General features: G+C 55.9%; 12 protein-coding genes and 1 pseudogene. 8 read left to right on the forward strand and 5 right to left on the reverse strand.

The features are described from left to right. Positions 1–148: 148 nt before the first annotated feature. The 5 genes from nifA to RLCC275e_RS33350 all read right to left on the reverse strand — a co-directional run bounded on the left by nifA (position 149) and on the right by RLCC275e_RS33350 (position 5,037). Positions 149–1,234, reverse strand: coding sequence for a nif-specific transcriptional activator NifA (gene nifA / locus RLCC275e_RS33330; protein ID WP_033181220.1), 1,086 nt, complete (start codon positions 1,232–1,234; stop codon positions 149–151). A 199-nt stretch (positions 1,235–1,433) separates the two neighbouring features. Then, positions 1,434–1,730: a ferredoxin family protein gene (locus RLCC275e_RS33335; RefSeq protein WP_033181221.1), complete on the reverse strand. Its 297-nt coding sequence runs from the start codon at positions 1,728–1,730 to the stop codon at positions 1,434–1,436. 12 nt (positions 1,731–1,742) lie between these two features. Then, positions 1,743–3,050, reverse strand: a complete 1,308-nt coding sequence (locus RLCC275e_RS33340; RefSeq protein WP_033181222.1) for an NAD(P)-binding protein — start codon at positions 3,048–3,050, stop codon at positions 1,743–1,745. A gap of 15 nt (positions 3,051–3,065) precedes the next feature. Next, on the reverse strand, positions 3,066–4,172 hold the full coding sequence (locus tag RLCC275e_RS33345; RefSeq protein ID WP_033181223.1) for an electron transfer flavoprotein subunit alpha/FixB family protein: 1,107 nt from the start codon (positions 4,170–4,172) through the stop codon (positions 3,066–3,068). A 16-nt stretch (positions 4,173–4,188) separates the two neighbouring features. Further along, positions 4,189–5,037: an electron transfer flavoprotein subunit beta/FixA family protein gene (locus tag RLCC275e_RS33350; protein ID WP_033181224.1), complete on the reverse strand. Its 849-nt coding sequence runs from the start codon at positions 5,035–5,037 to the stop codon at positions 4,189–4,191. Between the two features lie 566 nt (positions 5,038–5,603). On the opposite strand from RLCC275e_RS33350, the gene nifH reads away from it, so the two are divergent. The 8 genes and pseudogenes from nifH (at position 5,604) to RLCC275e_RS33385 (ending at position 14,019) form a co-directional block, all read left to right on the forward strand. Beyond that, positions 5,604–6,491: a nitrogenase iron protein gene (nifH, locus tag RLCC275e_RS33355; protein ID WP_033181225.1), complete on the forward strand. Its 888-nt coding sequence runs from the start codon at positions 5,604–5,606 to the stop codon at positions 6,489–6,491. 91 nt (positions 6,492–6,582) lie between these two features. Next, positions 6,583–8,103, forward strand: a complete 1,521-nt coding sequence (nifD, locus tag RLCC275e_RS33360; protein ID WP_033181226.1) for a nitrogenase molybdenum-iron protein alpha chain — start codon at positions 6,583–6,585, stop codon at positions 8,101–8,103. 77 nt (positions 8,104–8,180) lie between these two features. After that, on the forward strand, positions 8,181–9,713 hold the full coding sequence (nifK, locus tag RLCC275e_RS33365) for a nitrogenase molybdenum-iron protein subunit beta (protein ID WP_033181227.1): 1,533 nt from the start codon (positions 8,181–8,183) through the stop codon (positions 9,711–9,713). Between the two features lie 53 nt (positions 9,714–9,766). Further along, positions 9,767–11,206: a nitrogenase iron-molybdenum cofactor biosynthesis protein NifE gene (gene nifE, locus RLCC275e_RS33370; RefSeq protein ID WP_082229755.1), complete on the forward strand. Its 1,440-nt coding sequence runs from the start codon at positions 9,767–9,769 to the stop codon at positions 11,204–11,206. Positions 11,207–11,216: 10 nt separating this feature from the next. Beyond that, complete coding sequence (gene nifN, locus RLCC275e_RS33375) at positions 11,217–12,560, forward strand: nitrogenase iron-molybdenum cofactor biosynthesis protein NifN (protein ID WP_064649253.1); 1,344 nt, start codon at positions 11,217–11,219, stop codon at positions 12,558–12,560. A gap of 165 nt (positions 12,561–12,725) precedes the next feature. Next, a pseudogene (locus RLCC275e_RS34735) lies at positions 12,726–13,090 on the forward strand (thioredoxin family protein). Between the two features lie 79 nt (positions 13,091–13,169). Next, positions 13,170–13,451: a hypothetical protein gene (locus tag RLCC275e_RS34145; RefSeq protein WP_130682809.1), complete on the forward strand. Its 282-nt coding sequence runs from the start codon at positions 13,170–13,172 to the stop codon at positions 13,449–13,451. 235 nt (positions 13,452–13,686) lie between these two features. Next, complete coding sequence (locus RLCC275e_RS33385) at positions 13,687–14,019, forward strand: thioredoxin family protein (protein ID WP_033181229.1); 333 nt, start codon at positions 13,687–13,689, stop codon at positions 14,017–14,019. The last annotated feature ends 42 nt before the right edge of the window (positions 14,020–14,061 follow it).

Below are 14,061 nucleotides of genomic sequence, written 5' to 3' on the forward strand. Positions count from 1 at the left end.
TGTCCGGTTTAGACCTCTTTGCTACAGGGTTTCGTCGGAGACACGACAGGGCCGCTTGGTAGACCTTGTCGGGTGGGGGAAACTAGAATTGCCGGGCGTCAGTTGGGCGCGACCTGCCGCAGCAGGTCTGCACCAATGACCTCCTTGACTAGAAGAGTTTTCGTTCGATCCCGTGCCGGCGCAGAGAGTAACCGACCTGTCGCGGCGTACGACCAAGGAGCCGCGCAGCTTTAGCCTGATTCCCTCCGGCCGTCGCCATCGCCTGTACCAACCGTTCTCTGCCGATCAGACCTGAGTGTCCCATTACGGCTTCGGCCGCGAAGACGGCGGCATCACGCGGCTGTCCCGTTGACACGGTTTCACCTCGAGCGAGCCCATGAACTGCGCCCTTGCCCTCTCGCTCGGCAACCGCCTTTTTGAGGAGCGGGGAATAGCATCGACCCTGTTCACAGGCGAGATCTTGAGGAATGATGACGTCCGAACGGGCGAGCGTTGCGGTCCTCTGTATGCAGTTTTGCAGCTCACGAATATTGCCTGGGAACTCGCATTTCGAAAGGATATCAAGTGTGGAGGGTGCAAAGCTTAACGAACGGCCGTTCTCCTTGTTGAAACGCCGAAGGAATAATTGGGCCAAACGCGGGATGTCACCGTCGCGTTGCCTCAGTGGTGGCAAAGTGATCGGTACGACATTGATCCGGTAATACAGGTCGGCTCTGAATTCTCCCGCCGCCACGGCCGTTTCAAGATCCTTATTGGTCGCGCAAATCAACCTGACATTGACTTTCAATGTTCTGGTCCCACCGACGCGCTCAAGTTCGCCTTCCTGCAAGACGCGCAGCAACTTGGCCTGGAACTCCGCCGAGATTTCTCCTATTTCGTCGAGCAGCAAAGTTCCACCGTGCGCCAGTTCGAACCGACCTTCTTTCGGAGAGGTAGCGCCGGTGAAGGCGCCTTTCTCGTGCCCGAAAAGTTCCGATTCCAGAACGCCTGCCGACAGCGCAGCGCAATTCAACTTTACGAAGGGCTTTTCACGGCGCGACGAAGAATCGTGTATCAGCTTTGCAAAGAATTCTTTGCCCGTGCCGCTCTCACCTCTCAACAGAACAGGCGAGTTGCTCCTTGCGACAATCTGGGCAATTTCAAAAACCTCCTTGAGTGCGGCACTCTCGCCGACAATTTCAGCACCCGGCCGCACTGCAGATTTGGGCGTCGTCTCATCATCTGATCCAGCCACGGGGCTACTCCATTCAGCACGTGGTTCAGAGTGCTTTGGGCACTCAGGACAGTCCTGGAACGTCCTCCGCGCTACATATTGGACTTTGAAGGTCAATAAAAATTACAAATTGGTAGGGGCGCCCCATCAGCCGGTTCGTCATTGTTTGCTTACCCTGCGTTTGCAACCGAGTGGCTGTATCGACTACAGAAGAAGCTGTTCATCCAAACTTGAAGAGAACGCCGAACCCACCCCGTGGATACGTCCACTCAATGTCGCCGTCGGGTCCGCATAACACGTTGCACGTCCCGCATTCCAGGCAGCCATCGGAAACGATGATTACCTGACGTCTGTCGTTCAGCTGGTAGCATTTCGCCGGACACACTTGCGTCAAGGCGATCAGGTTTTGGGTTGGAAACAGGTGTTTCCTGACCGATATGTGTGGGCGGCCCGGGTCAACCAGATATCGGTTCTGGTAAAGCTTGTCCTCAACTCGCCGTTTAACGATGGCCTTCATCTGGATCTCCTTTTAGCGCCACGCGCGGGCGAGCCGGACTGCGTCTGAAATCAATCCCCACCGGGATCGTGCTTTCAAGAAGGCGGCGGACGTGGCCTTTTCCTTGTCGAGTTTTGAATTTCCGTCGACACGGACGAAACTTTGCGCAGCCTTAGATATCAACTTTGGATATGAAACAAACAAGTTCTGGCTGTTGGCATGGAGAAACCTTGGCATCTCTTTATGCTTCATCAGATCTTTGATGACGAAGGATGAGTCGAGCATGCTCTTGTACAAAGCCAAGTTGCTTTTCACCATCGAGCCGCCGCGATCCTTTACGTCTGCAATCGCTTTTCCCGCCAGATACCCTGATGTCATTGCGAGGTTCGAGCCCTCCCGATGTGCGGTATTGTTCAACTGGGCCGCGTCTCCAACCACGACCCACCCATTGCCGAAGAGCTGTGGGATAGCCGTAAAACCGCCTTCGGGAATGAGATGCGCGGCATATTCCTTCACCTCAGACCCGGCGATCAATGGCCGGATCGAAGGATGGTGCTTGAAAGCTTCAAGCAGATCGTATGGCCTTTCCATGGCCGCGGCCAAACCGGAAACGAGGCATCCTATTCCAATAGAGATGGACTCCTTGTTCGTATATAGAAAGCCAAGCCCTGGGACTCCCCGTGAAATTGTACCGCCTGCCTCGATCACACAGCCTTCGTCTGCAGTCAGGCCGAAGCGTTCTGCGATAACGTCCTCCGGTAGGAAATGCATCTCTTTCACGGCAAGTGCCACGCTGTCCGGCTTGGGAGTTTCGCGCAAACGCCCTCGTGTTCCAAGGAAGCCGTTCACCCCCTCAGCAAGCACCACGACGTCGGCAGAGATGGCCTCGCCGGGTCGGTCGGTGTATACGCCTGTCACGTTGCCCCTCGAATCCTGCTTAAGCCTTGTGGCCAATGTTTCGCAGAGGACGGTGCATCCGGCCTCGCGCACCTTGGCCGAGAACCATCTATCGAATTGGGCACGGATGATCGTGTATCGGTTTGGCCGCCGTTCGTTGAAGTCATCCGACCGATAGTGAATTCCGGTGTGCGACGCGCCGTCCATGATCCAGAAGCGCTGCTCGACGAGATGCCGTTCAAGCGGCGCGTCATCGCGGAAGTCTGGAATGATCTTTTCCAGCGCGTCGGCGTACAGTATCGCTCCTTGAACGTTCTTCGAACCCGGGTACTCGCCGCGCTCCAACTGCAGCACTTTCAGACCACGCATGGCCATCGCATAAGCAGCCGCGTTACCCGACATACCTGCCCCGACGACAATCGCGTGAAATTTCTCGCCCTTCATTAGCCACACCTCAGTTTACTTGCATCGATTGGTATGAGGCGCTAGTCGCCTGGTGAACGCCGCGGTCAGTGCCGGCAGAAGAGCGACTGCATCAGCCACAACGGCGACATGGGCGAAATCGAATATCGGGGCGTTGCTGTCGGTGTTGATGGCAACGATCAAATCAGCCCCTTCGACGCCAACCCGATGTTGGACCGCCCCTGATATTCCAGCCGCAAGATAGAGCTTGGGCCGGATCGTCTGGCCCGTTTGGCCAATCTGTCGATCAACCTCCATCCAACCTTTTTGAACCAAAGGTCGGGAGCAGCCGAATTCACCGCCAATCGTCCTCGCTAGAACCATCACACGTTCCAGATTCTCGGCGGTGCCAATACCAAGCCCGCCAGCGACCACGATATCTGCATAGGCGAGGTTGATTTTTTCCGATCGTTCATCCGGAAGGAAGCCGAGAACCTTTGTGACAATCTCTTCCTCAATCATCATCAAGTCATGCCGAATGATAGGTCCAATCGCATGGGTCACGCGTTTGGGGGTCGCCATGACCCGGGGTCGCACTGTCGCCATTTGCGGGCGAGAGTTGAGAGTGTAGATCGTGCACAGCAGCGAACCGCCAAATGTGGGCCGGGTCGCTGCGAGCGAGCCGTCTGCATCGACATCCAATTCGGTGCAGTCAGCCGTAAGCCCTGTTTCCAAAGTAGTTGCCACAGAACCGGCAAGATCTCGCCCAAGCGAAGTGGCGCCAAGAAGCAGAATTTCCGGCTTATGAAGGATGACCAGGTCTGAGAGAGCTTTGGTGAAGGGCTCGTTTCGGTAGTCCGATAGCAGCGGCGACTCGACGAGATAGGCGAGATCGGCCCCGTACGCGAACGCCTCCGCAATGGCAGACCGAACTCCCAGGTCTTCCGCGGTTCCAATAACCACTCCCGCCAGTTGAACGCCAAGCTTATCGGCAAGCTTGCGTCCTTCACCGAGCAGTTCAATAGACACGGGATGCACTTGGCCTCGTTCCAGCTCGATGAAAACCCAGACGTGCCGATTGTCGCGGAAGTGTCTGGGCAATTCCTTCTTCGCGCTGGCGCGACTGACGATTGGAGACTGACTTTCAGCTTGGTGGGCTTCCATTTATGCTCCTTGTTTCTCACGTGAGCCCATTCGGTTGAAAGCTCGCTTCCAATGCGGGCTGGTGCTCGAAGATCGATGCGATTATTTCGTCAACCAGCGGACCGCACTGGTCATCGTTTAATTTGATTTGGATTGCTTTTTCGGCCCTTGGGGTGGGGGCGAATACGCGCTTGACGACGGTCGGTGATCCTCTCAAGCCGCAATTAGCTATCTCCACAATACCGGCGTCGGCTGCACGCCAGGTCGGTATTTGCGCGCGTGCGGCACGCAACGCGTCAGCGACGGAGCCGCGACGGAGGGCGTTGACGCCTTCAAGGACACTGATCAAGCACGGCAGTTGGCTCTTCAGCATTTGTGTGCCGCCTTCCGAACGGCGCTCCACCGTGATCTCTCGGGCATGAAGATCGACTGAGACAATTTTCGTTACGTAGGTCAGTTGTTGCAGTTCGAGACGCCTGGCAATCCCCGGCCCCACCTGCGCAGTATCGCCGTCGATCGTCTGCTTGCCAGTAAACACGATTTCAGGCGCATGGCGGAGTCCAAGGTTCGTGATAGCTCGCGAGATAGCAAATGAAGTTGCCAAGGTGTCTGACCCGGCGAAGTGACGGTCGCTCAGGAGTACCGCTTCATCTGCGCCGTATGCCAGAGCTTTCTCCAGCGCTTGTTTTGCCATAGGCGGGCCCATGGTAAGCACAGTGACTTTACCCCCATACCGGTCACGCAGTTTGAGAGCTTCTTCCAAGGCGAAAAGATCATAAGGATTGATGATGGTCGGCACGCCCTGGCGCATGATGGTATTCGTAACCGGATGAACCCGGATCTGTGCAGAGTCAGGCACTTGCTTTATGCAGACCACGATATTCATGCTGTCTTTGGCTCCGCCCGAAATGTAGTAGTTTGTGTCTCGGTCGGTCCTAGCACTCGTCGTGCCAGGCCGATTGCGCGGTGATTAACTCGCGAGTTTCGGGCGGGTCGAGTTTGCTATTGGTCCAACGGTGCGACAGCTTTGCCAGGTTTGCGACACGGGTGGCTGCATGCGCTCGGCAGCGGTGCAACACTGCTTGCGCGATTTTTTGACCGCAAACGATTTCGCTAGAGCTCCGCGCCGCTTTCCAATTGCCAGCATTTGCGTCAAGTGCGGCTCATTCGACGGAGACGTGCTTGCGCAGAGTTACCGTGGCTCTCCGAGAGCCTCACGACATATGTGCGACATTGTCGTCAATTTTGTCGGCTTCGTGACACGACTCAGGATTCTTCGGTCCGGAATTTCATCCCCCCTAAGTGTTTGCGGGAGCACCAGTTTCCGTTCTGCCCTATCAATCAACTCAATTGGCACGACGCTTGAAAATTGTTCTCGGGCTGCGACGGAAGCAGCCGCGTCCGATGTCGCGGCATCACCTCGGTCGGTTCGAACACGAAAGGGAAGTAATAATGGCTGCTCTGCGTCAGATCGCGTTTTACGGAAAGGGAGGTATTGGCAAATCCACTACATCCCAGAATACGCTCGCCGCCCTTGTCGAACTTGGGCAGAAAATCCTCATCGTCGGCTGCGACCCCAAAGCTGACTCGACGCGATTGATCCTGAACTCTAAAGCACAGGGCACGGTTCTGGATCTAGCCGCAACGAAGGGTTCAGTCGAAGATCTGGAACTTGGCGACGTGCTAAAAACAGGCTACGGCGGCATCAAATGTGTGGAGTCGGGCGGCCCGGAACCTGGCGTCGGCTGCGCCGGACGAGGCGTCATCACATCGATCAACTTCCTGGAAGAAAACGGCGCCTATGACGATGTCGACTACGTCTCCTATGACGTGCTCGGAGACGTGGTGTGCGGGGGCTTCGCTATGCCCATCCGCGAGAACAAGGCTCAGGAAATTTACATCGTCATGTCCGGTGAGATGATGGCCCTGTATGCTGCAAACAACATCGCGAGAGGCATCCTCAAATATGCCAGCGCCGGAAGCGTGCGGCTGGGCGGCCTGATCTGTAATGAGCGGCAGACCGACCGCGAATTAGACCTCGCCGAAGCCCTGGCCGCCAAGCTCAATTCGAAGCTCATTCACTTCGTGCCGCGCGACAACATTGTGCAGCACGCGGAGCTTAGAAAGATGACCGTGATCCAATACGCGCCACGCTCCAAACAGGCGGCGGAATATCGATGGTTGGCTGAGAAGATCCACTCCAATTCGGGAAAGGGCACGATCCCGACTCCTATCACCATGGAGGAACTGGAGGACATGCTGCTCGACTTCGGGATCATGAAGTCGGACGAGCAGATGCTCGAAGAACTTCTCGCGAATGAGGGGCAGGCGACGTCCTAAAGATGGGCGGAGCGGATGACGCACCGTGTTAATCGACAAACATGCCTCCTTGTCGAGGCTCAATGCGAACCTTCGAGAGAGGAAAGGCCCTATGAGCCTCGACTACGAGAACGACGGTGATTTCAACGCAAGGCTTATAGATGCGGTACTCTTGCAGTATCCGGATAAGACGGCTAAGCGCCGCAAAAAACACCTTGGCGTGGCGAAGGCCAGAGAGGCACTCGAGCGGGGCTCCGATGCGCTTTGCGAGACCGGGGTGAAATCCAACATCAAGTCTATTCCGGGCGTGATGACCGTCCGCGGCTGCGCTTACGCCGGCTCGAAGGGTGTCGTGTGGGGGCCGATCAAGGATATGGTCCATATATCGCATGGGCCTGTCGGTTGTGGCCACTATTCCTGGTCGCAACGCCGCAACTATTACGTCGGTCTGACGGGTGTCGACGCCTTTGTCACCATGCAATTCACGTCTGATTTTCAAGAGAAGGATATTGTTTTTGGTGGCGACAAAAAGCTCGAGAAGCTCATCGATGAAGTTGAGGAACTGTTTCCACTGAACAATGGTGTGAGCTTGCAGTCCGAGTGTCCAATCGGATTGATCGGAGACGACATAGAGGCTGTGGCGCGCAAGAAGGCCAAGGAGCACGACAAAACGATCGTGCCGGTGCGATGCGAAGGGTTTCGTGGCGTGTCGCAATCGCTTGGCCATCATATCGCCAACGACGCGATACGGGACTGGGTTTTCGATAAAAGAGAGGCCGACTTCGAACCCAGCCTTTTCGACGTTAACGTCATAGGTGACTACAATATCGGCGGCGATGCATGGGCCTCACGCATTCTGCTGGAGGATATGGGGTTGCGGGTAATCGGCAACTGGTCGGGAGATGCCACACTCGCGGAGGTGGAGCGTGCACCAAAGGCTACGCTCAACCTTATTCACTGCTACCGGTCCATGAATTACATCGCTCGGCATATGGAGGAAAAGTACGGCATTCCCTGGATGGAGTACAACTTTTTTGGTCCTTCCCAGATCGAAGCTTCTTTGCGCAATATCGCCGCGTTTTTCGGGCCGGAGACCCAAGATAAGGCCGAAGCACTCATCACCAGATACCAACCTCTCGTCCAGGCGGTGACGGAGAAGTACCGTCCGCGCCTTATTGGCAAAACTGTGATGCTCTACGTCGGCGGATTGCGTCCCCGCCATGTCATCACCGCCTACGAGGATCTTGGAATGGAGATCGTTGGTACGGGCTACGAATTTGGCCACGGCGACGATTACGAGCGCACGGGCCATTATGTCAAAAAAGGTACGCTTATCTACGATGATGTGACTGGCTACGAGCTCGAGAGCTTCATCGAGGCCATTCGCCCGGACCTCGTAGGCTCGGGCATCAAGGAAAAATACCCGGTTCAAAAAATGGGCATACCGTTCCGTCAGATGCATTCTTGGGATTATTCTGGTCCGTATCACGGCTATGACGGCTTCGCCATTTTTGCCCGAGACATGGATCTTGCCATCAACAATCCGGTCTGGGGCCTCTACGACCCGCCATGGAAAGTAACGCACAGCTCCGATGCAGGCGGTGCCTGCAGTTGTTGCCGGGATGATGAATAATTTTTGCTGAGCGACAACATTTTAGACATCTCGCAAAGTCTACGCAGCCGCACTCGCGGCGAAAAAGGATGAAAACTATGCCGCAATCGGCCGAGAAAGTTCTCGATCATGTTCCTCTGTTCTGCGAGCCGGAATACGAGAAAATGTTCGCCCGCAAGAAGTTGAAGTTCGAATGTCCGCATCCGGATAAGGTCGTCGAAGCGCAATATGAATTCACCTGGACATGGGAATATCGAGAAAAGAATCTGGCGCGCGAAGCGCTGGTCGTAAACCCCGCGAAGGCTTGTCAGCCGCTCGGCGCGGTTTTCGCAGCGGCTGGCTTCGAGCGGACCATGTCGTTTGTTCACGGCAGTCAGGGCTGTGTGGCGTACTACCGCTCGCACCTGTCACGCCATTTCAAGGAACCGTCGTCTGCAGTTTCGTCTTCGATGACAGAGGACGCGGCTGTGTTTGGCGGCTTGAAAAATATGATCGACGGGCTCGCCAATACCTATCAGCTCTACGACCCCAAGATGATTGCGGTCTCGACGACTTGCATGGCCGAGGTCATTGGGGATGATCTTCACGGCTTCATTGAAAACGCCAAAAATGAAGGCTCCGTTCCAGCCGATTTCGACGTGCCCTTCGCCCACACCCCAGCCTTCGTCGGCAGCCATGTCGATGGTTACGACAGCATGGTTAAAGGCATTCTGGAAAATTTCTGGAAAAGCACCGAACGCGTGCCGACGCCAGCACTCATCAACATTATTCCAGGCTTCGACGGTTTCTGTGTTGGCAACAATCGAGAAATCAAGCGCCTGCTCGACACGATGGGAGTGACCTACGTTTTCATCCAAGACGCCTCTGACCAGTTCGACACACCTTCCGACGGCGAGTACCGCATGTATGACGGAGGGACCAAGATCGAGGACGTGAAGGTAGCCAAACATGCGGAGGCGACAATATCGCTGCAGCACTACAATACGCGAAAGACCTTGGACTATTGTCGCGAGCTTGGTCAGACGACTGCCTCGTTCCACTACCCGCTGGGCATTGGGGGCACGGACGAATTCCTGATGAAGATATCCGAGCTTTCCAAGAGGGAAATTCCCGAATCTATCGATCGTGATCGGGGGCGATTGATAGATGCCATGGCCGATAGTCAATCTTGGTTGCATGGCAAGAAATACGGAATCTACGGCGACCCGGACTTCGTCTACTCAATGGCGCGCTTCGTCATGGAAACCGGTGGCCACCCTACACATTGCCTTGCCACCAACGGCACCGCAGCCTGGGAAGCGGAGATGAAGGAATTGCTCGCATCCTCTCCCTTCGGCGGAGGTGCGCAGGTGTGGGCTGGCAAAGACCTGTGGGCAATGCGCTCGCTTCTTTTGACGGAGCCAGTGGATCTGCTGATCGGCAATTCCTATGGCAAGTATCTTGAGCGTGACACCGACACGCCATTGGTTCGGCTTACGTTTCCGATTTTCGATCGCCATCATCATCATCGCTTTCCTCTCATGGGCTACCAAGGCGGATTGCGTCTTCTGACCGTCATTCTCGACAAGATTTTCGACGAGCTTGATCAGGAGACCATGTGGGAAGGCGTTTCGTACGACCTCACGCGCTAAATGCTTGGCCGGGCGTCGACCGGCCATTCGTCCCTGGATTGGAAGGTCCCGAGATGTCATCGATCGAGACACAAATGCGAGATGCCTCCGCCAAGATATTCCGCACCACGGAAGCCAAGGAGACATGTCACAACGCGTCACAGGGATCAGCAGCCAGCGGTGGCTGCGCCTTCGACGGAGCTAAGATCGTGCTGCAGCCAATCACCGATGTCGCGCATCTCGTCCACGCGCCGCTCGCGTGCGAGGGCAATTCCTGGGACAATCGAGGCGCCGCGTCTTCAGGTCCAGTTCTTTGGCGCACAAGTTTCACCACTGATCTCACCGAACTCGACATAGTGACGGGAGATAGTGAGCGAAAGCTTCTCAAGGCTATCCGGGAGATCAAGGAGGGGTATGCGCCGGCAGCAATCTTCGTCTACGGAACCTGCGTCACGGAGCTGATCGGTGACGACATCGACGCGGTCTGCAGGCAAGCAGCGCAGAAGTTCGCAATACCAGTGGTGCCGGTGAAGTCGCCGGGCTTCGGCGGTTCGAAGAACCTCGGTAACCGGCGCGCCGGCGAGGCTCTGCTCGAGCACGTCATAGGCACGGTGGAGGCTGATGATCCAGGTCCATACGACATCAATATACTCGGCGAATTCAACCTCTCAGGGGAATTCTGGTTGATGAAACCGCTGTTGGACAGACTTGGTATCCGTGTCCGCGCCTGCATTCCCGGAGACGCGCGCTACGCGCAGGTGGCGTCCGCCCACCGGTCACGTGCAGCTATGATGGTGTGTTCAACTGCTCTCATCAATCTTGCTCGCAAGATGGAAGAACGCTGGAACATTCCGTTTTTCGAAGGCTCCTTCTATGGCATTTCGAGCACCTCTGAAGCCCTCCGGCGGATCGCCCAACTGCTCGTAAGGAAAGGCGCTGGTTCCGCGTTGCTCCACCACGTCGAGGCTCTCTTAGCAGAAGAGGAGGAGAGGGCCTGGAAGAAGCTGGAAGCGTATCGGCATCGGCTTGAGGGGAAGCGCGTTCAGCTGAACACCGGCGGGGTGAAATCCTGGTCCATCGTGCACGCACTGATCGAAATCGGCATGGAAATTGTCGGTACATCCATCAGGAAATCGACGACCAGGGACAAGGAGAGAATCAAGCAGATGCTGAAGGACGAGAACCACCTTCACCAATCGATGGCAGCGAGCGAGCTCTACGCGATGTTACGTGAACACAAGCCTGATATCATGCTGTCAGGCGGACGCACTCAGTTCGTCGCGCTTGAGGCGAAAATTCCTTGGCTCGACGTGAATCAGGAACGCCAGCATGCTTACGCCGGCTACGCAGGCATGGTGGAACTAGCACGCCAGATCGATTTGGCAATCCACAACCCGGTCTGGGCGCAGTTACGCGAACCGGCGCCGTGGAAGCAGTTCGTTACGACCGCAAGATCGGCGGAGCCACGCATTAATATGAGGTCTGCCGACGAGGCGACAGCTGGTTTTTATTGAGGTAAAAATTATGGCTGTTATCCTGACCCCAACAAAAACGGCAGCGATCAACCCTCTAAAGTCGTCTCAACCATTGGGCGCTGCCTTGGCCTTCCTGGGCGTCGATGGTGCGCTGCCAATACTCCATGGCAGCCAGGGATGTAGCAGTTTTGCACTGGTGCTGCTCGTGAGGCATTTCAAGCATATGGTCCCGCTGCAGACAACTGCAATGGACCAGATCGCGACGGTGGTGGGCGGCGCTGATTTTCTCGAGAAAGCTCTCGTCAAGCTAAAAGCTCGCACGTGGCCGCGGCTGATCGGAATCTGCACTACCGCCGCGGCAGAAACCCGCGACGAAGATATCGCAGGTGATATCTTCGACGCCAAAGGCGCGCGCCCGAGAAAACTCATTGATACGGAAGTGGTACTCGCACGCACTCCCGACTTCGCAGGGGCGGTGGAGGAGGGGTGGTCGAAGGCTGTTACGGCTATGATCGAGGCAATCACGCGGCCCGGCCAGCAGGATCGCGATCCGGCGACGGTCGTCATACTGCCCGGCTCGAACATCACAGTTTCCGATGTAGAGCATCTGCGAGAAACGGTAGAGAGCTTCGGCTTAATACCCCTCATTTTGCCTGACGTGTCCGGCGGGCCTGACGAAGCTGTCCGCGATCGATGGATTCCGATCGCACGCGGTGGCGCGAAGGTAGAGCTTATCCGCGATCTCGGGGCGGCAACACTGTGCATCGCCATCGGCGAACAGATGCGCCGACCGGCTGAAGCTTTGCAGGGCCTAACTGGATTGCCATACGTGATGTTCGGATCGCTCACGGGCCTGAATAACGCCGACCGTTTCGCCTGGCTCCTTGCAGCGATTTCGCGCGACAACGCGCCAACGGCTGTCCGTCGTGGCCGCATGCAGTTGCAGGAGGCGATGCTCAGTGGGCATTTTCATTTTGCAGGGAAGAAGGTCGCCATCGGCTCCGAACCGGACCAGCTCTTGCAGTTCTCGCAATTCTTTATCGGCATGGGGGCGGTCATTACAGCCGCGGTCGCCACGACCGGGGACTCAAAGGCGCTGCAAATCGTACCAACCGATACGGTCAAAGTCGGCGATCTTGGTGACTTGGAAGAACTCGCCGTAGACGCTGATCTACTCGTCACGCACTCCCACGGTCGACAGGCCGCAGAACGCCTCGCAGTTCCGCTGATGCGAGTTGGTTTTCCTGTCTTCGACCGCATAGGCAGCCAGCATAAACTGAACATTCTTTATCGAGGAACGCGCGACATGATCTTCGAAGTCGCCAACATAGTTCAGGCGACTCAAGGTCTGCCACCCGCTCGCGCACCTCCCGAAACCGTACTCATGAGGTGAGCATCGCCGGACCTTTTCATCCGTCGCGTACTTCTCCTCGTCGCACGAGGAGCCGCTCCTGATGACTTCATCGGCAGCCACATTGAACTGAAGAAGAAAGGAAGCCGAAGGCGTGGAGACAATGCCACTTTTGGCAATTCGTGGATCTAAGTTGAGGATCAAACTATGTCTTCTGTAAAAACCGTTAATATCACGAACTTTCAGTCTGAAGTTTTGGATTCGACAATGTTCGTTCTCGTCGATTTCTGCGCTCCTGGGTGTCGCCCGTGGAACATGATCGCCCCAATCCTCGAACACATCGCCATCGAGATGAAGGGCCTTGTCAAGGTCGTTAAGCTGAATATCGCTGAGAACCCGGAACTCGCTGCTCAATACATTCAGCAACGCTTAATAAACGAAAAGTTCGCTGCCGTCGTACTTCCTGCCCTTGTAATCTTCAATGGCCTGAAGGTCGTCGGCACTTTGGAGGCTTCCAGCCGAAGTCCGATATCGAAAAATGGATATGTCGAACGGTAGCTGATTACTCATGATGTGAATGGACAAGCAGAGCACCCGGCAAACCGCCCTGGGTTTGCCGGAGGCTCCAACTTCTGAGAAAAGGGAGCCGACATGAGCAAGACAATTACCAAGGTTTCAGCGGAAGTCCGCGAGCGTGCGATCCGTTGTTGCGGGTGGGAGGCTGCGCCTGAGCCGGTCAAGAGTCCGTGGGTGCGTGGTGCCTTCAACGCCTGCACCATGGCATCACACGATCTGCGCAACGTCCTCATGAAATATCAAATCTACGGATCGAAAAGGCCACTCTCGAAGTCAACGAGAGTGCCGAACTGCTCAAGCACGACAGACCAACCGTACCGTTTCGTGCGCCTGGTTGTCGCTGTGGTCAGCTCGTAACGGCAGCCGGCAAGAATGATCTGCCGGACCGTCTTACGGTAGGTCTCCAAAAACGGTCCCACAGTGGCGGGTTTGCCGGAGGCACATGACGCGCAGTGTGGGGCAGGATCTGGCTGAATTACGTGACGTCTCGCTCAGTCTGACCACCTTCACGACGCGCGTTTCGTCAGATCAATTCGACAACGCATCAACACATCCATCAAACGGCGCTCAACTCTGGTAACAGGAAACGTCCATGCACTGGGTACACGTCAATTTCAACAATTTCCAGTTAGAAGTTCGGGAATCCCCAATACCTGTTATCCTTCACCTTTGGGCTGAAGGCTGCGGCCCATGCGACACGATTGCTCAGATCCTAGAAGAAGTTGCCGTCGAGATGAAAGGCAGAATCAAAGTCGCCAAGCTGGATCTCGGTAAGAACCGGGAACTCGCCGCGCAATTCGGTGTGCAATTTATTCCGATCCTAGCTTTCTTCAAGGGGGGCATAGTCAACGATTTCTTTGTCGGTGCCCCGCAGAAATCCGCTATTGTGAAGTGGGTAGATAAAACTTTGCTGACTAGCTCGTGAAGCTCAGGTGGAGCAAACCGTAGGCGAGGGTTTGGATGCGGG

Origin of the sequence: Rhizobium brockwellii (genome assembly GCF_000769405.2) — a bacterium.
In the GTDB taxonomy this organism is placed as follows: Bacteria; Pseudomonadota; Alphaproteobacteria; order Rhizobiales; family Rhizobiaceae; genus Rhizobium; species Rhizobium brockwellii.